General features: G+C 67.5%; 17 protein-coding genes. 11 read left to right on the top strand and 6 right to left on the bottom strand.

Annotation, left to right across the window (positions count from 1 at the left end):
• The first annotated feature begins 9 nt into the window (after nucleotides 1-9).
• From ABIC94_RS21660 to ABIC94_RS21645, 4 genes are all read left to right on the top strand, one after another.
• Nucleotides 10-447 (top strand): ExbD/TolR family protein, encoded by a 438-nt coding sequence (locus ABIC94_RS21660; protein WP_047782910.1) that lies wholly within the window; start codon nucleotides 10-12, stop codon nucleotides 445-447.
• A 3-nt stretch (nucleotides 448-450) separates the two neighbouring features.
• The gene (locus ABIC94_RS21655) at nucleotides 451-1,380 is read left to right on the top strand and encodes a cell envelope integrity protein TolA (RefSeq protein ID WP_354375036.1); all 930 of its coding nucleotides are present in this window, start codon (nucleotides 451-453) and stop codon (nucleotides 1,378-1,380) included.
• A gap of 130 nt (nucleotides 1,381-1,510) precedes the next feature.
• Nucleotides 1,511-2,731 carry a SprT-like domain-containing protein gene (locus ABIC94_RS21650; protein ID WP_354375035.1) on the top strand — a complete coding sequence of 407 codons (1,221 nt, stop codon included), beginning with the start codon at nucleotides 1,511-1,513 and terminating at the stop codon, nucleotides 2,729-2,731.
• A 61-nt stretch (nucleotides 2,732-2,792) separates the two neighbouring features.
• Nucleotides 2,793-8,027, top strand: coding sequence for an AAA domain-containing protein (locus ABIC94_RS21645; protein WP_354375034.1), 5,235 nt, complete (start codon nucleotides 2,793-2,795; stop codon nucleotides 8,025-8,027).
• 61 nt (nucleotides 8,028-8,088) lie between these two features.
• Here the strand turns inward: ABIC94_RS21645 and dnaE are convergent, their stop codons facing one another.
• Nucleotides 8,089-11,607, bottom strand: coding sequence for a DNA polymerase III subunit alpha (gene dnaE / locus ABIC94_RS21640; protein ID WP_354375033.1), 3,519 nt, complete (start codon nucleotides 11,605-11,607; stop codon nucleotides 8,089-8,091).
• Between the two features lie 61 nt (nucleotides 11,608-11,668).
• Here dnaE and ABIC94_RS21635 point away from each other — a divergent pair, with 61 nt between their 5' ends.
• Entirely contained in the window at nucleotides 11,669-12,454 is a 786-nt protein-coding gene (locus ABIC94_RS21635) for a sulfurtransferase (protein WP_354375032.1), read from the top strand.
• A gap of 36 nt (nucleotides 12,455-12,490) precedes the next feature.
• On the opposite strand, the gene ABIC94_RS21630 is transcribed toward ABIC94_RS21635, so the two are convergent.
• The 4 genes from ABIC94_RS21630 to ABIC94_RS21615 form a co-directional block, all read right to left on the bottom strand.
• Nucleotides 12,491-13,414, bottom strand: coding sequence for a pirin family protein (locus ABIC94_RS21630; RefSeq protein ID WP_354375031.1), 924 nt, complete (start codon nucleotides 13,412-13,414; stop codon nucleotides 12,491-12,493).
• Nucleotides 13,415-13,439: 25 nt separating this feature from the next.
• Nucleotides 13,440-13,991, bottom strand: a complete 552-nt coding sequence (locus tag ABIC94_RS21625; RefSeq protein WP_354375030.1) for a flavodoxin family protein — start codon at nucleotides 13,989-13,991, stop codon at nucleotides 13,440-13,442.
• 57 nt (nucleotides 13,992-14,048) lie between these two features.
• On the bottom strand, nucleotides 14,049-14,486 hold the full coding sequence (locus tag ABIC94_RS21620; RefSeq protein ID WP_354375029.1) for a DoxX family protein: 438 nt from the start codon (nucleotides 14,484-14,486) through the stop codon (nucleotides 14,049-14,051).
• A 64-nt stretch (nucleotides 14,487-14,550) separates the two neighbouring features.
• Nucleotides 14,551-15,252, bottom strand: a complete 702-nt coding sequence (locus tag ABIC94_RS21615; protein ID WP_354375028.1) for a pirin family protein — start codon at nucleotides 15,250-15,252, stop codon at nucleotides 14,551-14,553.
• Nucleotides 15,253-15,429: 177 nt separating this feature from the next.
• On the opposite strand from ABIC94_RS21615, the gene ABIC94_RS21610 reads away from it, so the two are divergent.
• The 5 genes from ABIC94_RS21610 to ABIC94_RS21590 all read left to right on the top strand — a co-directional run bounded on the left by ABIC94_RS21610 (nucleotide 15,430) and on the right by ABIC94_RS21590 (nucleotide 20,545).
• Nucleotides 15,430-16,383, top strand: coding sequence for a LysR family transcriptional regulator (locus ABIC94_RS21610; RefSeq protein WP_354375027.1), 954 nt, complete (start codon nucleotides 15,430-15,432; stop codon nucleotides 16,381-16,383).
• A gap of 97 nt (nucleotides 16,384-16,480) precedes the next feature.
• A complete protein-coding gene (locus ABIC94_RS21605) occupies nucleotides 16,481-17,572 on the top strand; it encodes an NAD(P)/FAD-dependent oxidoreductase (protein WP_354375026.1) in 1,092 nt (363 codons plus the stop codon).
• 7 nt (nucleotides 17,573-17,579) lie between these two features.
• Complete coding sequence (gene gluQRS, locus ABIC94_RS21600) at nucleotides 17,580-18,503, top strand: tRNA glutamyl-Q(34) synthetase GluQRS (protein WP_354375025.1); 924 nt, start codon at nucleotides 17,580-17,582, stop codon at nucleotides 18,501-18,503.
• On the top strand, nucleotides 18,503-19,243 hold the full coding sequence (gene trmB / locus ABIC94_RS21595) for a tRNA (guanosine(46)-N7)-methyltransferase TrmB (protein WP_354375024.1): 741 nt from the start codon (nucleotides 18,503-18,505) through the stop codon (nucleotides 19,241-19,243). The genes gluQRS and trmB overlap by 1 nt, the downstream gene beginning before the upstream one ends.
• A 141-nt stretch (nucleotides 19,244-19,384) precedes the next feature.
• Entirely contained in the window at nucleotides 19,385-20,545 is a 1,161-nt protein-coding gene (locus tag ABIC94_RS21590; RefSeq protein ID WP_354375023.1) for an ABC transporter substrate-binding protein, read from the top strand.
• An 11-nt stretch (nucleotides 20,546-20,556) separates the two neighbouring features.
• On the opposite strand, the gene ABIC94_RS21585 is transcribed toward ABIC94_RS21590, so the two are convergent.
• Nucleotides 20,557-21,276 carry a Crp/Fnr family transcriptional regulator gene (locus ABIC94_RS21585; protein WP_354375022.1) on the bottom strand — a complete coding sequence of 240 codons (720 nt, stop codon included), beginning with the start codon at nucleotides 21,274-21,276 and terminating at the stop codon, nucleotides 20,557-20,559.
• A 131-nt stretch (nucleotides 21,277-21,407) separates the two neighbouring features.
• On the opposite strand from ABIC94_RS21585, the gene ABIC94_RS21580 reads away from it, so the two are divergent.
• The gene (locus ABIC94_RS21580; protein WP_354375021.1) at nucleotides 21,408-21,998 is read left to right on the top strand and encodes an HD domain-containing protein; all 591 of its coding nucleotides are present in this window, start codon (nucleotides 21,408-21,410) and stop codon (nucleotides 21,996-21,998) included.
• Nucleotides 21,999-22,013: the final 15 nt, after the last annotated feature.

Raw genomic sequence — 22,013 nt, 5'->3', positions numbered from 1 at the left:
GTCCAGCGCATGCCCGCCGTTTCATCCCGGGGCCGAGGCCGCCGCACGATCAACGAGATCAACATGGTCCCGTTCATCGACGTGATGCTGGTGCTGCTGATCATCTTCATGGTCACCGCGCCGCTCATCACGCCGAGCGTGATCAACCTGCCCTCGGTCGACCGTGCCAACAAGCAGCCCGACAAGCCCATCGAGATCGTCATCAAGAGCGACGATGAAGTGCAGATCAAGAAAGACCCGTCCACCGGCAGCGGCGGCGCGTCCGTTCCCATGACCCAGATCGGCTCCGCGGCCAAGACCGCCCAGGGCGGCGACGACCAGCGCCCCGTGGTCATCAGCGCCGACAAGTCCGTCAAGTACGAAACCGTCGTGAAGGCGATGAACCAGCTCAAGCGCAGCGGCATCGAGCGCGTGGGCCTGTCCGTCACCACCACGGGCGGCAAATAAGGCATGTCGCTCGCCCTGGATCGCCCCGAGTTCGCACCACCACCGCAGCGCGGCACGCCGCGCGCCGTCGTGCTCGCCCTCATTGCGCATGCGCTGCTGATCGCGGCGCTCACGTGGGGTGTGCGCTGGCGCAGCGAGGCCGACGAAGGCGCGGTCGACGCGGAGCTGTGGTCTTCCACGGTGCAGCAGGCCGCACCGCGCCTGTCCGCACCGCAGGCGCCCACGCCCGCTCCCGCGCCGCCACCCCCTGCACCCCCACCGCCGCCGCCTCCACCCCAGGTGAAGGCTCCCGAGCCCGCGCCGCCGCCGCGCGCACCGGACATCGCGCTCGAACGCGAGAAGAAGCTCAAGGAAGAAAAAGAGCAGAAAGAGCGCGAGCTCGAGCGCCAGCAACAGCAGCGCAAGAAAGAGCTCGAGGCCAAGCAGCGCGCCGAAGACGAAGCCGAGCGCAAGAAGGCGCAGCAGCAAAAGCTCGCCGAGCAGCAGAAGAAGCAGCAGGAAGCCGAGGCCAAGCAGGCCGAAGCGAAGAAACAGCAGCAGGAAGCGGCTGCCAAGCAAGCTGCAGCCGACCGCGCCGCAACGCTCAAGCGCATGCAGGGCCTGGCGGGCGCGAGCGGCAGCGACGATTCCAAGGGCACCGCCCTGCGTTCGTCGGGACCGTCGAGCGGCTATGCGGGACGTATCGCCGCGGCGGTGCGCCCGAACATCACCTTCCCCGATGCCGAAACCGTCAACGGCAATCCGGCGGCCGAGTTCGAAGTGAATCTCGCGCCGGACGGCACCATCGTCGGCGTCAAACTGACGAAATCGAGCGGATTGCCCAGCTGGGACGAAGCCGCCGAGCGCGGCCTGCACAAGACCGACAAGCTGCCGCGCGACACCGACGGGCGCATCTTCCCGTCGCTGATCGTCTCTCTGCGGCCCAAGCGCTGATTCAGCATGCCGGCTCCGGGCGGCCTTTTCACAAGGCCGCCCGGAACGCCGTTGCTCTCGTGCCGCATGGCGCACGGACCGCAGCCGCTCGATTAGGATCACCGGCAATTCATTGCCTGGCGCTCCTGACATGGTCGACACCACTCCCGCCGTTCGCCTCGAAGATCTGACCCCGCTCCCCTACCAGCAAGCACTTGCCGCCCATCTGCAGGCGAACGAGCCCGAGGTCTGGCGCTGGGCAGCCTCCGCTGAGGCGCGCGAGGAGCATGCCGCGGCGGTCCGCGCCGACCTGCTGCGCAACTCGTACCGGCTCGATGCCGATGCCCATCCCGATCTGCACGCACATTGCACCGCGGCCGCGCAGCGCATGGGCATCACGGCGGGCATCACGCTCTACCAGGCGGGCGACGGCACGATGAACGCCACGCTCTACTTCCTGCCCGGTGAGGCGCACATCGTGCTCTCGGGCCCGCTGCTGGAACGCCTGCAGGGCCCCGAGCTGCAGGCCGTGCTCGGCCACGAACTCGCGCATTACCTGCTGTGGGAGCGCGACGGCGGCAAGTACCACGTGGTCGACCGCATCCTGCAGGCCGCGGCGGCCGATTCGCGCGCCGATGCGAGCCACCTGCATGCGGCGCGCCGCTACGGGCTCTACACCGAGGCCTTTGCCGACCGCGGCGCCTGCATCGCCTGCGAAGCGCTCGAACCCGCGGTCACCGCGCTGGTCAAGGTGCAGACCGGCCTCGCGCAGGTCAACGCGGCGAGCTACCTGCGCCAGGCCGAAGAGATTTGCGCCGAGCCCGAACTCCAGACGCGCGGCACCAGCCACCCCGAGGTGTTCGTGCGGGCTCGGGCGCTCCGGCTCTGGACCGAGCGCCAACCCGAAGCCGACGACTGGCTGGCCAGTGCGCTCGAAGGGCCGCTGGACATCGCCACGCTCGACCTGCTCGGGCAGCAGCGCGCCGATGCGCTGACGCGCGAGACCATCGCGCAATTGCTGCAGCACCCCTTCCTGCAGTCGGCGCCGTTGCTCTCCCATGCCCGCCGCTTCTTTCCGAACTTCGCGCCGCCCGCCGCGCGGATGCCGCCGCCCGCTGCGGTGCCAGCCGGCGTACATGACTACCTGGCCAGCGTGCTGGTCGATTTCATCGCCGCCGATCCCGACCTGGACGACGTCGCGCTCGCGGCCGCGCTCGGCCTGGCCGAAGCGATGGGCTGCGCTGACCAGCTCGAACAGCGTGTCGTGAAAGACATGCGTTTTCCCAAGCGCAGCCTCGCCCGTGTGAAGCGCGACGCCGCCAGCCTGCTTGAAAAGGCAGCGGCCCAACATCTTCAGGGCGCATCCGCATGAGCGCCGCGCCGGGCCGCCCCAAGCAAGCTCGCACCGCAGTGCGAAGCACGAAGGCAATTTAATGACACTCGCCATCTCTCCCCTGCTGCAGCTGCTGGACACCGCCGACGCCCACGGCGGCCTGCAGACCGACGACGTGCTGAGCCTCGTACTGCCGCTGCTGCGCGAAGTGTCTGCATTGCACGAGCAAGGCAAGGTCGCCGCGCTCGGCAGCGCCTTCGCCTACCGTGTCGACGACACCCCCGCCCTCGCGCTCTCACAGCCCACAGGCGCAGAGCCGCGCCAGAACCGCGAAGCCATCGCACCGCTCGAACAGCCCGCGGCTTCCGTGCTGCGCGTGGTCGGCGAACACCGCGTGACGCTCGATGCCGACGAAGGCGTGTCGGTCGAGAACCTTGCGCTCATGGCCGACGCCTCGCCCGACGCCCTGCCGACGCGCCCCGTGTACCTGCCCGGCTACACCGCATGGGAGTTGCGCTTCGGGCATCACGACGCGCTGACCGACATCCTCTGCCTGGGCCAGGTGCTCGCCAGCCTCTCGTGCGGGCTCGACTTCACCGACACCGAGGAGCTCGGCCGCTTCGTCGCGAGCCGCGGCAACCTGTTCGCACTCAACCGCCGCCTGCACCCCGTGGTGGCCGCGGTGATCGGCGAGATGACCGCGCTCGACCGCCACGAACGCGCGCGCGACCTGCCCTCGGTGATTCGCCGGCTCGAAACCTACCGTGACCAGCCCCTGGACCTCGGCCTCGACCGCATCGCGCCCGCCAGGGACGGCGCGGGCCAGCGCCGCCAGGCGATCCGCCTGCATCTGCGCGACCGCCTCTTCGACCTCTCGCGACGCAACCGCCTGCTGCATTTCAAACCCAGCCAGACGCACGTGAACCTCACGGTGGCGAGCGTGCCGCTGGTGGTCGACATCAAGAACATCCGCATCGACCAGCTCTGCGTGTGGGACGGCCGGTTTGCGAGCGACATGGCAACTTGCGACCCCGTGCCGCTCTCGCGCTGGCTGCGCTTCGAAGACCAGCCCTACCTGCCGGGCGCGCTCGACCGCATCCTGCAGGAGGCGCGACGCGACCGCTCCGAATACGGCTTCTCGCAGCTGTCGCTGGTGATCGCCTTCCTGCGCTGGCACAACCTGAAGGAGGGAGAGGCCGAGCGGGCCGAGCGCATCGCGTCGCCGCTCCTCATGCTGTCGGTCGAACTCACGCGCAAGAAGGGCGTGAAAGACCAGTACCTGCTTGAAGCCGCCTCGAGCGAAGCCCAGGTCAACCCGACGCTGCGGCACCACCTGCGCCAGCTCTACGGCATCGTGCTGCCCGAGACGGTGGATCTGCGCGAAACCACCATCGAGCAGTTCCATGCCCAGCTGGCCGCACAGATCGCGGCCAGCGAGCCCGGCGTGCAGCTGCGGCTCGTGAAGCAGCCCGAAATCGAACTGATTCATCAGCGTGCCCGCCAGCGGCTCGAACAGTTCAAGCGCCGTGCCCGCGTGCGCAACCCCGGTGCGCAACCCGTCGCGGCGCAGGACTTCAGCTACGCGCGCGACGACTTCCGCCCGCTCGGCCTTCAGCTCTTTCACGCGAAGGTGCGGCCCGTCCCGCTGCCGTTGCGCGATGCGGTCGGCGCGCGGCCCGTGCCGCGGGCACCGCAGATGGCCTCCACCGCAGCCCAGACCGAGCGCGAGACTTTCACGCTGCGCGAAAGCGCCGGCAATCCCTACCAGTGGGACGTCGACCTCACCTCGGTGACGCTCGGCAACTTCAACCACCGCAAGATGTCCCTGGTGCGCGACTACTCGGCGCTGAGCGAAACCGAAATCGCGAGCGAGGCCTTCGACCGCGTGTTCTCGCTGCAGCCGCGCCAGGTCGATGCCGAACCGCCGGCCGCGCTACCGCTGGCCGACCAGTGGCCCGTGGTGCAGGCCGACGCCACGCAGACCGCCGCCGTGGCGCTGGCGCGCACCGGCACCAGCTACATCATCCAGGGGCCACCCGGCACGGGGAAGTCGCAGACCATCACCAACCTCATCGCCGACTACGTGGGCCGCGGCCAGCGCGTGCTCTTCGTCTGCGAGAAGCGCGCCGCCATCGACGTGGTGTTCCACCGGCTGCGGCAGCAGGGGCTGGACGAGCTCTGCTGCATGATTCATGACTCGCAGGGCGACAAGAAGGCCTTCGTGCAGAACCTCAAGAAGACCTACGAGCACTGGCTCGCGTCGCCCGAGGAACTGGAGGCCGAGACCCGCGAGCGCACGCAGCTCGTCGACACCATGGACGCCGACTTGAAGGCGCTTGAACGGTTCGACGCCGCGATGCGCGAAGCACCCGAACACCTGGCCGTGACGGTGCGTACGCTGATGGCGCGGCTGATCGCGCTCAAGCCGCACGACCCGGCGCTCACGCCGTTGCAGGCCGAGGCCCTGCCCACCTTCGCGGCCTGGCGCCGCCATGCCGACCTGATCGCCCGCCTGCACCTCGCCGTGACCGAAAGCCTGGGCGTGCCGTATCTCGCGCAGCATGCCTTCGCGCAGCTCGCGCCGACGCTGCTGCGGCAGGAGCGGCCGCTTGCGCGGCTGGTCGAACTCGGCGACCGCGCGGCGGAGCAGATCGGCCCGCACCGCGATGCACTCATCGAAGCCTGGCCACCGCTCGCCGACGCCCGCGTCCTTTGGGGCGACGCACTGGCCGTGGTGGCCGACGCACGCCGCGTGGCTGCACTCGCTGCGCGCGGGCATCTCTCACTGCTCGACACCGCACACCCCACCAGCCTCGCTTTCGGCGAGGCGATGACGCAGCGCCGTGCGTTGCAGCAGGTGCTCAAGGAAGCCCTCGAGCGCACGATCCACTGGCGCGACAAGTTCTCGCCGGGCGACACCGAAGCCGGCCTCGCACAGGCCAAGGCACAACAGGGCTCCTTGCTGCGCTGGCTCCAGCCCTCGTGGTGGCGGCTGTCGGGCGAGCTCAAACGCCGCTATGACTTCGCCAAGCACGCAGTCCGCCCGCAGCCCAGCCAGGTGCTCGAGCAACTGCTGGCCGAGCACACGGCCCGCGCGGCCGTCGGCAAGCAGGCGGCGCAGATCGAAGCCACCTACGGCTGCACCGACCCTGACGATTTCGTGCAGCAGCTCGACGCGTTGCGCCGCGGCGATGACACCGGCAACGGCGTGCGCGCAGCCTTCGGTGCGCACCTGCGCGCCGAACCCGGCGCGAGCCGCAACGTCGAACGGCTGGCCGCCCTCGGCCAGCGCACGGACGCGCTTGATGCCCTGTGGCACGACCTGCTGGCCGACCCAGCCGCCCAGCCGCTGGCGTCGCTCGAAGGGCTGGCCCGCACGATGCGCGAGCAAGCCGACACCCTGCCGGCGGCGCTGTCCCACTTGCAGGAGCTGGCCGATGCCGATCCGGCGGTGGCCAGGGCGCTGCGCACGCTGCCGCTCGCGCCCGATGCCGTCGAATACGCCGTGGCGCACGAAGGGCTGGAGCGGGTCTACCGCACCGAGCGATGGCTGCCGCGCTTCGACAGCGCCGCGCTCGCGCGCCATGCGCAGCGCCTGGGCGAGGGGGAACGCAAGCTGCTCGACCGCAACGCCCGCACCCTGGCCGCCGCGGTGCGCCAGCGCTTTCGCGACCATGTGCAAAAGAGCGCTTTGCCCGCAAGCCAGCTCGACACCGGCGGCAAGCTCTTCAAGAAAAGCTACAACGCGGGCCGGCGCGAACTCGAACACGAGTTCGGCAAGACCATGCGCTACAAGGCTATCCGCGAACTCGCCTCCGGCGACACCGGGCAGGTCGTGCGCGACATGAAACCGATCTGGCTCATGAGCCCGCTCTCGGTGTCGGACACGCTGCCGCTCGCCGCCGATCTGTTCGACGTGGTGATCTTCGACGAGGCGAGCCAGATTCCGGTGGAAGAAGCCGTGCCCGCGCTCTACCGCGCGCCGCAGATCATCGTGGTGGGCGACGAGATGCAGTTGCCGCCGACGAGCTTCTTCTCCTCGGGCCGCGATCCGGAGGACGACACGGTGTCGGTCGAGGACGAGGACGAGGGCGACCGCATCGCGGTGGTGCTCGATGCCGACAGCCTTTTGAACCAGGGCGCGCGCAACCTGCCGGCCACCCTGCTCGCCTGGCACTACCGCAGCCGCTACGAGTCGCTGATCGGCTTTTCGAACGCAGCCTTCTACGCGGGCAACCTGTTCACCATTCCGGACCGCAGCCTGCCTGCGGCCGCGCGCGACGAGATCCTCGTGCAGTCGCGCAACCCGACAGACGAATCGGTGGCCGCGCAGGTCGATGCCCTGCTCTCGCGCGCCATCAGCTTCCACCGCGTGACCGATGCGGTCTACGAAAACCGCATGAACGACGGTGAGGCACGCCACATCGCGCAACTGGTGCGCGAACTGCTGAAGCGCGAGACCGGGCGCAGCCTCGGCATCGTCGCGTTCTCGGAAGCGCAGCAGACCGAAATCGAGGCCGAGCTCGATGCGCTGGGCGCCACCGACAGCGACTTCGCCGCGCGGCTCGAGGCCGAGTACGTGCGCGAGGAAGACGACCAGTTCTGCGGTCTCTTCATCAAGAACCTGGAGAACGTGCAGGGCGACGAGCGCGACATCATCGTCCTGAGCATCTGCTACGGCCCGAACCCCGAGGGTCGCATGCTGATGAATTTCGGCCCGATCAACCAGCGCGGCGGCGAGAAGCGGCTGAACGTGATCTTCAGCCGCGCACGGCATCACATGGCGGTGGTCTCGACCATTCGCCACGAGGCGATCACCAACGATCACAACGAAGGCGCCGCGGCCCTCAAGCAGTTCCTGCGCTATGCGGAGTGCCTGTCGCGCGGCGACTCGGCCACCGCGCGGCGCGTGCTCGAAGGCATGAACCCGCTCACGCGGGGCAGCAGCGCCCAGCATGCGCGTGCCGACGAAGTGACGGCGCAGCTCGCGGCGGCGCTGCGCGCGCGCGGCCATGCGGTCGATGAACAGGTGGGGCAGTCGCGCTTCCGCTGCGACCTTGCGCTGCGTGCGCCGGCAGCCGGCCACTATGCGCTCGGCATCCTGGTCGATACCGCCACGCATTACGAGAACCGCAACGTGCTCGAACGCTATGTCTCGCGTCCGCGCGTGCTCGATGCGTTCGGCTGGCAGGTGGTGCAGGTGCTCACCAAGGACTGGCTGCATGCGCCAGAGGCCGTGCTCGAACAGATCGAGCTGGCTCTGCGCAAGAAGGGACAAAAAGCGGGCGAACTCGCCGCCGCCACTGCCGTCAGCGCGCCAGGCTCAGCCGCCTGACGTCGAGTTCGGCCTGCGAGCGCACGCCGGGTGCTACGCACCCGCGCGCCTTACTTGCCTCTTACTCGTAAACCACCGAGGCTTTTCCAGCTTCGGCCTGCGCCGTCCAGCTGGCGAGCGCGGCATCGGTCGGGAAGAACTTGGCGCGCTCGCCAAGTTGCAGCTCGACCTGCGCACCACCTCGGGCCATTGAAAGACGCACCGGCAGCCCCTGCACGAGGTCGCCGTGCTCGCTCTGCTCGGTGCGCGGCGGAAAGTCTTTCACCAGGCGGGCGATGTCGGGCGCCTTGCCGTTGACCGCAACCCGCAGGAATTTTCCGAAGCGGCAGCGCGCCGTGGCCAGGTCCCACACCTGCTGCACCTGAAAACGCGCCTCGAAGCCGCCGCGGCCCGGCTGCAGCCGGCCGCTCACGATCACCAGTTCGTCGTCCTTCAAGGTGTTGCGGTTCGCATTGATCAGCGCCTCGTCGGCGGTGGCGTCGATCGAATCCGACTTGTCGTCGAGCTTGAAGATCGCCAGCCGCCCGCGCTGGCCGTTGATCACGCGGAAGTCGCTCACGATGCCCGCAATCACCTGCTGGTCGCGCGTGTCCATCAGGTCGCCGATCTCGCGCTTGCAGAAGCGCCGCACCTCGTGCGCCACTTCGTCGAACAAATGGCCCGAGAGATAGAAGCCCACGGCCGTTTTCTCGTAGGTGAGCCGCTCCTTCACGCCCCAGGGTGTGGCGTCCACCAGTTCGGGCTCTTGCGTGGCCGAGCCGTGCTCGCTCTCGCCGAAGATGTCGACCTGCGCCGCATTGGCCTCGGTGGCCGCCGCGAACTCGAAGGCGCGGTCGACCGAGGCAATGAGCGACGCGCGGTTCTGCTGGATCGCGTCGAAGGCGCCGGCCTTGATGAGTGCTTCGACCGTGCGTTTGTTGATGCGCTGGCGATCGATGCGCACGCAAAATTCAAACAGGCTCTTGAACGGTCCGCCCTCTTCCCGTGCGCGAACAATGGCCTCGACCGCGAGCTGGCCCGTGCCCTTGACGGCACCCAGGCCGTAGCGAATCACCTTGTCGGTCACGGGCTCGAAGCGGTAGTTGCCGCGGTTCACGTCCGGTGGCTCGAAGGTAATGCCGAAATTTTTCTGCGCGTCTTCGAACAACACCTTGAGCTTGTCGGTGTCGTCCATTTCCACGGTCATGTTGGCGCAGAAGAACTCGGCCGTGTAATGGACCTTGAGCCAACCCGTGTGGTACGCCAGCAGCGAATACGCGGCGGCGTGCGACTTGTTGAAGCCGTAGCCCGCGAACTTCTCCATCAAGTCGAAGATTTCGTCGGCCGTGTCCTGGGGGATGCCGTGCGTGGAGAGCGCGCCCGCGCGGAATTTCTCGCGGTGCTCGGCCATCTCCTCGAGCTTTTTCTTGCCCATGGCACGGCGCAGCAGGTCGGCGCCGCCGAGCGAGTAGCCGCCCAGGATCTGCGCGGTCTGCATCACCTGCTCCTGGTAGACCATGATCCCGTAGGTTTCGGAGAGCATCTCGGCCACGGCCGGGTGCGGGTACTCCACCTCTTCGCGGCCGTGCTTGCGCGCCACGAAGCTCGGAATCAGGTCCATCGGGCCCGGGCGGTACAGCGCGTTGAGCGCAATCAGGTCTTCGAGCCGCGTCGGCCGTGCGTCCTTCAGCATGCCCTGCATGCCGCGGCTTTCAAACTGGAACACAGCTTCCGTCTTGCCTTCGGAGAACAGCTTGTAGGTCTCGCGGTCGTCGAGCTTGATGTTCTCGTAGGCGAAGTTCTCCTGGCCCTTGTGGCGCTTGACGATGAACTCTTTGGCAATCTCGAGGATGGTGAGCGTGGCAAGGCCCAGAAAGTCGAACTTCACGAGGCCGATGGCCTCCACGTCATCCTTGTCGTACTGGCTCACGGCCGAGTCGCTGCCAGGCTGCTGGTACAGCGGGCAGAAGTCGGTGAGCTTGCCGGGCGCAATCAGCACACCGCCCGCGTGCATGCCGATGTTGCGGGTCATGCCTTCGAGCTTCTGCGCAAGCTCGACCAGCATGCGCACTTCTTCTTCCTTCTCGATGCGCGCCGCGAGCTGCGGCTCCATCTCGATGGCGTAGTTGTTCTTGTCGCCCTCCACCTTCGGGCTCGGCGGATATTGGATCGTGACCGGTTGGCCCGGCTTGTTCGGAATGAGCTTGCTGATGCCGTCGCAGAACATGTAGCTCATGTCCAGCACGCGGCCCACGTCGCGAATGGCGGCGCGCGCGGCCATGGTTCCGAAGGTCGCAATCTGGCTCACCGCGTCGCGGCCGTATTTGTCCTTGACGTAGTCGATCACGCGGTCGCGGTTGCCCTGGCAGAAGTCGATGTCGAAGTCGGGCATCGAGACGCGCTCGGGATTCAGGAAACGTTCGAACAGCAGCTTGTATTCGAGCGGATCGAGGTCGGTGATCTTCAGCGCATAGGCCACCAGGGAGCCCGCGCCCGAGCCCCGGCCCGGGCCCACCGGGCAGCCGTTGTTCTTGGCCCACTTGATGAAGTCGCCCACGATCAGGAAATAGCCGGGGAAGCCCATGTTCAGGATCGTGTTGATCTCGAACTCGAGGCGCTCCACATAGCGCGGCCGCTCGGCATCGCGCTTGGCCGGGTCTGGGTACAGGTGCGCCAGCCGCTCTTCAAGGCCCGCGAACGACTCCTGGCGGAAGAAGTCGTCGATCGGCATGCGCACGCCTTCGCTGATGAAAGGCGTCGGAAAGTCGGGCAGCTGCGGCTTGCCGAGCACCAGCGTCAGGTTGCAGCGCTTGGCAATCTCGACCGTGTTGGCCAGAGCGCTCGGCACGTCGGCAAAGAGCGCCTCCATCTCGGCGCTCGACTTGAAATACTGCTCTTCGGTGAACTTGCGCACGCGGCGCGGGTTGCCCAGAATTTCACCTTCCGAGATGCAGACGCGCGCCTCGTGGGCCTCGTAGTCCTGGCGTTCGGCAAACTGCACCGGGTGCGTGGCGACCACCGGCAGGCGCAGCCGGGCCGCGAGCTTCACCGCAGCAATCACATGCGGCTCGTCCTCGGGGCGGCCCGCGCGCTGCAGCTCGATGTAGAAGCGGTGCGGGAACATTCCCGCCAGCTGCAGCGCCAGCTCGGCGGCGCGTTCTTCCTGCCCCTGCAGCAGCGGCACGCCGAGCGGGCCGGCCTGCGCGCCCGAAAGCGCAATCAGCCCGCCCTGCAACTCTTCGAGCCATTCGAGCTTGCAGGCCGCCTGCGACTGGCCCCGGCCCACGTTTTGCGTCCAGGCGCGTGCCAGCAGCTCGGACAGGTGCAGGTAGCCCTCCATGTTCTGCACCAGCAGCACGATGCGGGTGAGCACGCCGGGCTCCTTGCCCAGCCCTTCGATGAAGATTTCGGCGCCGATGACCGGCTTGACACCCTTGCTTCGCCCCTGCTTGTAGAACTTGATCGCCCCGAACAGGTTGTTCAGGTCGGTAATGGCGAGCGCGGGCTGCTTGTCGGCAGCGGCGGCCTTGACGACTTCGTCGATTCGGTTGGTACCGTCGACGACGGAAAACTCGGTGTGCAGGCGCAGGTGAACAAACATCCGCCCATTGTAGAAACCGGCACTCCACGATGTGGGTTGGCAATCCCTACAATTCCGCCCCGTGCAAGAGATTTTGAATATTGCGGCCTACAAGTTCGTGGCCATCGACGACAGCCCTGTGCTGCGTGAAGACCTGCGCGCCCGCGCCCAGGCGCTGGGCCTCATGGGCACCATCCTGCTCGCACCCGAGGGCATCAACCTGTTTTTGGCGGGCCTGCCCGACGCGGTAAGCAGCTTCCTGGCCGGCCTGCGCGCCGATGCGCGCTTCGCCGACCTGGAAACCAAGGAAAGCTGGTCGGCCACGCAGCCCTTCCGCCGCATGCTGGTAAAGCTCAAGCGCGAGATCATCCGGATGGACCATCCCGCCATCCAGCCGGCAGCCGGCCGCGCGCCAGGGGTCGATGCCCCCACGCTCAAGCGTTGGCTCGACCAGGGGCACGACGATGCGGGCCGCGAGATTGCGCTGCTGGACACGCGCAACGACTTCGAGGTCGACGAAGGCACCTTCGACGGCGCAATCGATTGGCGCATCACCAAGTTCACCGAATTCCCGCCCGCACTGAAAGCGCACCTCGCCGATTTCACGGGCAAGACGGTGGTGAGCTTCTGCACCGGCGGTATCCGCTGCGAAAAAGCCGCCATCCTGATGCGCGAGGAAGGCGTCGAGAACGTGCTGCAGCTCGAAGGCGGCATCCTGAAATATTTCGAAGAGGTCGGCGGTGCGCACTACCACGGCGACTGTTTCGTGTTCGACGGACGGCGCGCGCTGGCGCCGGACCTGAGCGCACGCGCGGCCGATGCCAGCGCGCGCGCTTCCGAAGATCCGGACCTGGAACGAAAGAACTGAGCCCCGCGGCGCGGGGCCCTCTTTGCTGCGAGCGCGTCAGACCGGCGTGGTGCCGACGTCCGGCTCGCGCACGCCGAAGGGCTTGCCGGGCAGCGGAATGAATTCGGTCTCACCGGGCACATGGCCCATACGCTGCGCGGCCCAGTCGGAGCCGGCTTCGAGAATGCGCTCGCGCCGGCTGGAGACAAAGTTCCAGGTGATGTAGCGCGGGCCGTCGAGCGGCTCGCCGCCGATCACCATCAGGCGCACGGCGGTATCGGCGCTCAGCACCGCACCCTGGCCGTCCGGCAGAACAACCATCGTGTGCACGGGAACCGGCTCGCCGTTCACGCGCGCATCGGCATCAACCGCATAGACCGCCAGCTCGGGCGCCAGCGCGGGCAGCTCGAAGCGGCTGCCCGCGGGCAATGCGATATCGAGGTAGAGCGTCTGCGACAGGGTCTCAACCGGCGAACGCGCGCCGAAGGCCTCGCCCACGAGAACGCGCACCTGCGCACCCTGCTCCTCAAGCTCTGGAATGGCGCTGGCCGGCGTGTGCTCGAAGCTCGGTTCGGCCTCTTCATGTGCCTGCGGCAAGGCCGCCCAGAGCTGCAGGCCATGGTTCACGTAGGTGTCCGCCTTGAGCCGCTCGGGCTTGCGCTCTGAATGCACGATGCCGCGCCCCGCCGTCATCCAGTTGATGGCGCCGGGCAAGATTTCCTGCACGCTGCCGAGGCTGTCGCGATGCATCATCGCGCCCTCGAAAAGATAGGTGACCGTGGAAAGGCCGATGTGCGGGTGCGGCCGCACGTCGTGCTCGGCGCCCGGTTGCTCGGTGGCCGGGCCGAAGTGGTCGAAGAACACGAAGGGCCCGACCGAACGGCGCTGCGCCGCCGGCAACAGGCGCCGCACCTTGAAACCACCGCCCAGGTCCTTGTCGTGCGGTTGAAGCAGTTGGGTCTGTGCGGTGGTATCGGTCATCGGGGGCTCCGTGGTGGACTGGGTTCTACCCGCGCGATCTTGCCACTTCGGCGATGCGCTCGCCGAAGGCGCGCGCGGTGTCGAAGTCGCCCTTGAACATCTCGGCCGGGCTCGCATCCGAAGGCGACTGCGTCAGCAGGCCGCCGTAGCCGCCCACATAGTTCATCGAATCGCGCGTGGCTGCCTTGTTGTTGGTCGGCAGGATGCCCATGCTGACCCAGATGCCGCTGTGCTGCATCGCGAGCGTCCACAGGTAGGCCATGGTCGTGACCTTGTCGCCGTTCATGGTGGCGCTGTTGGTGAAGCCCGCAAAGAGCTTGTCCTTCCAGCCCTGTGTGTACCAGACCTTCGACGACGCATCGGCGAACTTCTTGAACTGCCAGCTCACGCCGCCCATGTAGGTCGGCGAGCCGAAGATGATCGCGTCCGCCGCGGCCAGCGTCTCCCAGCCGCCTTCGGGCAGGTTGCCGTCCGCATCGATGGTGAGCAGCTGCGCATCCGCGCCATCGGCCACGGCTTGCGCCACGCGCTGGGTGTGGCCGTAGCCGGAATGAAACACGATGACTATGTTGGGCATTGGATGATTCTCCTGAGTGGAAACGATGGCCGTTGACGCGAAGCCTTGGGGGTCAGCTTACTTCCTGTCGATGCTGAAACGGCCAGCACCGAAGGCGACAAAGGCGAGCAATCCGCCGGCAATGGCAATGTTCTTGAAGAACATCAGCTGGTTCACGAAGGCCTTGTCGGCGGGCATGCTCCAGTAGTTGTGGAACAGCACGGACGCCGCCACGGTGAACACCGCCAGCACGACGGCCGCAAGGCGCGTCTTGAAGCCGACGAGCAGCATCAGGCCCAGGCCCAGCTCCACGATGATCGCGATGGCTGCAGCAACCTGCGGCAGCGGTGCGCCGACGGACGAGATGTAACCCACCGTGCCGGCAAAGCCCATGAGCTTGCTGAAGCCGGCCGGCACGAACAGGAGTGCGAGCAGGACGCGGCCAACCAGTGCCAGCGTGTCCTGGACAGCGGTGGGGGTGGTGGCGGCGGATGCGTTGAATGCAGTGGTTGTCATGATGAAACTCCTCGGTTGTTGAAAGTTGAAAGAAACGGAAAACAAAAAATAAGAGCGCGCCTCTTCAGGCCGCCAGGTCGAACACCAGCACTTCGGCATCCTTGCCGGCGCCCAGCGTGAGTTGCGATTCGCCTTCGAGCATCGCGGCGTCTCCGCCCGAGAGCTTCTGGCCATTGACTTCGAGCTCGCCGCGCACCAGGTGCACATAGCTCTTGCGCTTCGGGTCGAGCGCCAGGCTGGCCTTCTCGTCGCCGTCGAGCAGGCCCGCGAACAGCCGAGCGTCGGCGTGCACCGTCACCGAGCCGTCGGCACCGTCGGGCGAAGCCACCAGGCGCAACTTGCCGCGCTTCTCGGCGTCGCTGAACTTCTTCTGCTCGTAGCCGGGCGCAATGCCGCGCACGTTCGGTTCGATCCAGATCTGCAGGAAATGCGTGGTCTCGTCGGCCTTGTGGTTGAACTCGCTGTGCATCACGCCGCGGCCCGCGCTCATGCGCTGCACGTCGCCCGGTGGAATAGATTCCACGTTGCCCATGCTGTCCTTGTGCGCCAGTTCGCCCGAAAGCACATAGCTGATGATTTCCATGTCCTTGTGGCCATGGGTGCCGAAGCCGGCGCCGGCGGCCACGCGGTCTTCGTTGACTACCCGCAGGTTGCCGAAGCCCATGTAGGCCGGGTCGTAGTAGCCAGCGAAAGAAAAGCTGTGAAACGAGCGCAGCCAGCCATGGTCGGCATAACCGCGTTCCTGTGATTTACGGACTTGCAACATCGTCGAACTCCTTTGGCCCTTTCCCCGAGGGGGTGCTTGGGCCTTCTTCGTATGCCGCGCCGGATGCGCAGCGGATGTGAAGAACTTTAGGTCCGCACCCCGGCCTTAAAAGCGCCGGGTTTTGATGGCATCATTCAAATTTTTTGATCAATCGATCGACCATTTGACGGAGCCGCCATGCCCAGCGCCAGAGACGTACTGACCCCCGACGCGCTCGCCATGCTGCAGACCGTGGCCAGCACAGGCAGCTTTGCAGGCGCGGCGCGCGCGCTCAACCTGGTGCCCAGCGCGCTCAGCTACCGCGTGCGCCAGATCGAAGACGCGCTCGACGTGCTGCTGTTCGACCGCAGTGCGCGCCAGGCCCGCATCACCGAAGCGGGCGCCGAACTGCTGCGCGAGGCGGCGCGGCTGCTGGGCGAAATCGATGCCGTGGCCAACCGCGTGAAGCGCGTGGCCACCGGCTGGGAGCCCATGCTCACCATTGCGGTGGACAGCGTGATCGCGCGCGACCCGCTGCTCGACCTGGCGACCGCCTTCTTCGCGCTCGAACCGCCCACGCGGCTCAAGCTGCGCGACGAAACGCTGCTCGGCACCATCGAGGCGCTGACCAGCGGCGAGGCCGACCTGGCCATCGGCGCCGTGCTTGACGCAGCGAGCCTGGCTTTCACCGCCACGGGCATCCGCAGCCGGCCGATCGGCGAGTTGTGTTTCGTTTATGCCGTGGCGCCGCACCATCCGCTCGCGCGCTTGCCCGAGCCATTGACCGATGCGGTACTGCGCCAGCATCGCGCAGTGGCCGCCGCCGACTCGGTGCGAAGCGGGCCCAGCATGACGGTCAACCTCGTCGGCGGACAAGACGTGCTCACGGTGCCGAGCATGCATGCCAAGCTGAACGCGCAACTGCATGGCCTTGGCGGCGGTTTTCTGCCCGAACCGATGGCACGGCCCTACATCGAGGCCGGCCACCTGGTCGAACGCAAGACCGAACGCAAGCCGCCGCTCGCGACCATGCACTGCGCATGGCGCGTGCGCAGCGCGGGCGGACCGGGGCGCGCGCTCGAATGGTGGCTCGCGCAGTTCGACCACGAGGCCACGCGGCGGGCGCTGCTCGAGCGGCACCGGGGACGCTGACGAGCCGTCGCCCCGCAGCCGCGCGGCAGCCTCTTCGCAGACCGTTGTAGAGTCCGAACACATCCATCGTCTCCCCTACACAAGAAAAGAGTCCCTCATGACCACTCGCGCAACTGCCAAGACGGCAAAGGCCACCGACCGCCACCGAACCCCGGCCGCACCGCGCCACTACGCCGTCGTGGGCGCCGGCATTGCCGGGGTGGCCTGTGCACGCACGCTGGCGCAGGCCGGACACAAGGTCACGGTGTTCGAACGCGAGGCCGCGCCCGGCGGGCGCATGGCGAGCATCGACACCGCATTCGGCCGCTTCGACAGCGGCGCGCAGTACTTCACCGTGCGCGACGCCCGCTTCGCGCTGGCGCTCGAAGCCACGCCCAACCTGTGCCGGCCATGGAGCGCCAACCTCGTGCGCGTGCTCGATGCGCACGGCCGCGTGGCCGAAGCGGCCTTGCCCGGGCGCGAATCGCACTGGGTGGCCCAGCCCGGCATGGATGCCCTGGTGGCCCACTGGGCCGCGCCGCTCGGCAACAACCTTGTGGTTGAAACGCAGGTCACGCAGATCGAGCCCGATGCGCTCGACCCCAAGCGCTGGCAGCTGCGCACCGCGGGCGAAGACGATTCGCAGCACGTGTACTCGGGCTTCGACGCCGTACTGCTGGCCGTGCCGCCTTCCCGCGCACGCGCGCTGCTGGGCGACGGCAAGCTCTCGGCAACGCTCAGCAAGAAGATCGAACCGGTGCGCATCGCGCCCTGCTGGACGCTGATGATTGCCTTTCCCCAGGCCAACCAGGCCAACATGTCGCACCTCGGCCCGCAATGGAACGCGGCGCGCAGCACCCATCACCGCGTGGCGTGGCTCGCGCGTGAGTCGTCCAAGCCCGGCCGCGAACGCGTCGAGCGCTGGACGCTGCAGGCCAGCGCCGCCTGGTCGCAAGAGCACCTGCGCGACGACACCGCGCGCGTCGAAGCCAAGCTGCTGCGCGCCTTCTCCGAGATCACCGGCATTCATGCCGCGCCCACGCACGCCCAGGCGCGCTGCTGGACCGAAGCCCAGACCCAGGTCCCCGTGGGCAAGAGCCACCTCTGGGACGCCAAGGCACGCATCGGCGTGGCCGGCGACTGGTGCATCGGCCATCGGGTGGAAGATGCGTTCCTCTCGGGCCTTTCACTGGCGCTTGCGGTGATCTGATCCAAGGATGCGTGAGACCGGCCGTTTCGCGCCCTCGCCCACCGGCCCGCTGCACGCCGGCTCGCTGGTCGCCGCGCTTGCGAGTTGGCTCGACGTGCGCGCCCGCGGACCCGAGGCGCGCTGGCTGATTCGCATCGAAGACGCGGACACCGAGCGTTGCCTGCCCGGCATGGGCGAACACATCCTCCGGCAACTGGCCGACTGCGGCCTGCTGCCGGACGAAGCCCCGGTCTGGCAGACGCTGTGCACTGCGCGCTATGACGCGGCGCTTGCGAAGCTGCAGGCCCTCGGCCTTGCCTACCCCTGCGGGTGCTCGCGCAAGGACATCGACGAGGCGCTGGCACGGCTTGGCCGGCCGCACGCGCGGCACGGGGAGCGGGTCTACCCCGGTACCTGCCGCAACGGCTTGCACGGCAAACCCGCGCGGGCCTGGCGCTTCGCCGCCGAGAAGTTCGAATCCGCCCAGCCGGCGCTTCCGTCGGGCGAGCTCTGCTGGACCGACCGCCGCCTCGGCCGCCAATGCCAGCACGTCAGCCGCGAAGTCGGCGATTTCGTGCTGCGCCGTGCCGACGGCCCCTGGGCCTACCAGCTCGCGGTGGTGATCGACGACGCCGAGCAAGGCATGACCGACGTGGTTCGCGGCGAAGACCTGGCCGACAACACGGCCCGCCAGATCCTGCTGCAACGCGCACTCGGCCTGCCCACGCCCGGCTACCTGCACACACCGCTGGTGCGCGGCGCCGATGGCGACAAGCTCTCCAAACAGAACGGCGCCACGCCCATCGACACCGCAACGCCCGAGGCCGCGCTGGCCTCCCTCGATGCTGCCGCGCGGGTGCTCGGCCTGGGCGCGGCGCAGGGTGGCTCTTGCGCATCGGCATTGGCCGGCTGGGTGCCTGAATGGCGCGGTCTCTACAATTCGCGGCCGTAATGACCTTTCCCGACACCGTGCCCCACGATTCCCCGCCGAGCGACGACGCGGCCGATAACAAACCGCACCCGCTGCACCGCCGCCTCAAGAGCTTCGTGAAGCGCGCAGGCCGCACCACCGACGGCCAGGCGCGCGCCTTTGCCGAGCTGGGCCCGCTGTTCCTGCTGCCCTACAAGCCCGAACCGCTCGACCTGACGGCGGCCTTCGGCGGCCGCGCCGCACCCACAGTGCTCGAAATCGGCTTCGGCATGGGCGAAGCCACCGCGCACATCGCCTCGGTGATGCCTGAGACCAATTTTCTTTGCTGCGAAGTGCACGAGCCCGGCGTGGGCGCGCTGCTCAAGCGCATCGGCGAGCAATCGATCACCAACATCCGCATTTGCGCCCACGATGCGGTCGATGTGCTCGACCACATGCTGCAGCCCGATTCACTGGCCGGCGTGCATGTGTTCTTTCCCGACCCGTGGCACAAGAAGCGCCACAACAAGCGCCGGCTGATCCAGCCCGGGTTCGTGAAAAAGCTCGCCGAGCATCTGCGCCCGGGCGGCTACATCCATTGCGCCACCGACTGGCAGCCCTACGCCGAACAGATGCTCGAAGTGCTGTCCGCGGAGCCGCTGCTGCGCAACACCGCTGAAGGCTACGCGCCCAAGCCGGAGTACCGGCCGTTGACCAAGTTCGAGAACCGCGGCATCAAGCTGGGCCATGGGGTCTGGGACCTGGTGTTTCAGCGCGTCTGATCTGAGCCTTCCCGGCCTCGAGGCTGGCGCTTCTTCAGGGCCTTCGGTCCTAGGCTGCCCGCAACTCGATTGCAGCCGGAGCCTTCCCCACAGGCACCGAACTTGCTACACTTTTTTACTAATTTTGGCAAAAGGTGGCATATGGACGGCTCTCGCAGAAAAGTACTGGGCAAGGCGTGCGGAGCACTGCTGCTGGGCAGCAGCCTTCCTCTTGCAGCGCTTTCGCAATCCACCAAGGCGGCGGCAGGCGCGCGTATCGTGCTGCTGGGCCAGTCGGTACCTCTGACCGGCGCGGCCGGCGAAATCGGTCTGGCCTTCGCAGCCGGCAGCCGGCTGGGCGTGAGCGACTTCAACGAACGCAATGCCGCCAGCGGCCTCCAGCTCAAGCTGTTGCAGCTCGACGACGGCTACGACGCCGCCCGTGCCACCGCCAATGCCCGCACCCTGCTGGGCGCCGACAAGGCCGACATGCTGTTCGGCTTCGTGGGCACCGCGAGCAGCGACGCCGGAGCGAGCGTCGCCGCGCAGCAGGGCAACCTGCTGTTCGCACCCTTCGCCGCCTCCGACTCGCTGCGCGAGGCCAGCCACCCGAACGTGTTTCACGTGCGTCCCGGCATGATCGACGAAGCCCTGAAGATCGTGCGCCAGTGCGCCACCGTGGGGCAGACGCGCATCGCGCTGGTGGGCGACGACGATGCCATGGGCCGCGCCGGCCTGGCAGCCGTGCAGCAGGCCATTACCGAACTCAAGCTCCCCGCATTGGTGGCCACCGCCATGGTTCCCGCAGGCGGCGACAAGCTCGACGCGGCGCTGAAGACGGTGCAGCAGCAGACGCCGCAGGCCATCGTGCTGGTGTCGCTCTCGGGCACCACGGCCAACGCCATCCGCAAGCTGCGCAAGAGCGGCTACACCGGCAGCTTCATGGCTTTTTCGATCGTGGGCATCGACCCGCTCTACGCCGAGCTCGGCAAGGACATCGGCGGCATCGTGATCTCGCAAGTGGTGCCGTCGCCGCGGCCCTCGGCCATTCCCATCGTCAAGGAATACCGCGCCGCCGTCGACAACTCCGACCAGACGCCTTCGTACGAAGGCCTCGAAGGTTTCATCGCGGCCAAGGTGGTGGGCGAAGCGGTGCGCCGCGCCGGCCGCGGCTTCACCACCGCGAGCCTGCAGCGCGTGATGACCGCCATGACCGACTACGACGTGGGCGGCTTTCGCGTCAATCTGCGCCCGGGCCTGCGCGATCCCTCGAGAAACATCGACCTGATCAGCATCTCGGCCGACGGCCGCGTGCTGCGCTGAATGCGGCTGAACTAGCCGCTGCCGACCAGCGCCTGCAGCGCATCGACAGACCGCAGTTCGATGCGCCCGTAGCTCAGCGAAATCAGCTTGTCGCGTGCCAGCGCGTTGAGCTCCTTCGAAAGCGTCTGGCGCGTGACGCCGAGCATCATGGCCAGAGCCTCCTGCGGCAGCATCAGCGTGCGGCGAAGGTGCACCGACTGCGTTGCGTCGCCGCGCGCCAGCACCAGCAGGCGGTGCGCCACGCGCGCGCGCAGGCTGCGCAGCGTGGCGTCTTCGGTCAGGCCGTAGAGCATGCGCACGCGCGCGGCCAGCATCGCGGCCATGGCGTTGGCAAAGACCACGTCGTGCATCTGCTGGGCAAAAGCTTCGGGCGGCACCACCAGCAGATCGAGCGCCTCCAGCGCGGTGGCGTCGTGCGTACGCGGCGAGCCGTCGATCAGCGTGATCTCGCCGAACCAGTTGCCGGGTTCCAGCACCGCCAGGATGGCCTCGCGCCCGTCCTGCCGCAGCGATGAAATCTTGATGGTGCCGGCCACCAGCCCGTAGAAGCCGCCGCCCGCCGCATGCACCGGATCGCCCTGGCGAAACACCATGGCGCCGCGGCGCAGGTGAATGAGCTCGGCTGCGCCCACCAGGGCGTCGCGCTGCGCGCGCGGCATGCTCGTGAACCACGGATTGCCCTCCATCGCGGTGCGGTGGGGAGCGGAAAGACGCAGCTTGGGGGCGGGCATACGGGAACGAAAGTGCCTCGAAGCGCCTCAGGGCGGGGTTTACCAGACCCCCGCATTGTCAAATTTTTGACAGTTCCACGTCAAGCACAGGTCTACAGTGGCCGGCACCCCACAAGAACGGAGACCACACGATGAGCGAACGGGCGAGTTTCAGGAGCATGCAGGAGAGCACGCGCGAAGACTGGCAACTGATCGGCGGCGAGTTCATGCAGTTCGCGGGCGGCCTGCCCGCCCGCGTGATCAAGCACCTGCAGATCCTCGAAGGCGACTATGGCGGCTTTCCCGTCGACCGCTACACCCATTCGCTGCAGACCGCGACCCGCGCGCTGCGCGACGGCCGGGACGAGGAATACGTGGTGTGCGCGCTGCTGCACGACATCGGCGACACGCTCGGCAGCTTCAACCATCCCGACATCGCGGCCGCGATCCTGAAACCCTTCGTGAGCGAAGCCAACCACTGGATGGTGCAGCACCACGGCATCTTCCAGGGCCACTACTTCTTTCACCACATCGGCCTGGACCGCGACATGCGCGACAACTTCAAGAGCCACCCGCACTACGAGCGCACGGCCGAGTTCTGCGCGCTGTACGACAACCCGGCCTTCGACCCCAAGGCCGAGACCTTGCCGATCGGCGAATTCGAGCCCATGCTGCGCCGGTTGATGGCGCAGCCCAAGCAGAGCATCTACAAGACGGTGCTGAAAGAACCGGCCACCGCCTGACCCCAGAAAGGAACA

The sequence above is a fragment of the Variovorax paradoxus genome (genome assembly GCF_040544635.1).
GTDB classification, from domain to species: Bacteria; Pseudomonadota; Gammaproteobacteria; order Burkholderiales; family Burkholderiaceae_C; genus Variovorax; species Variovorax paradoxus_R.
This window is presented reverse-complemented; position numbering and strand designations above follow the sequence as displayed.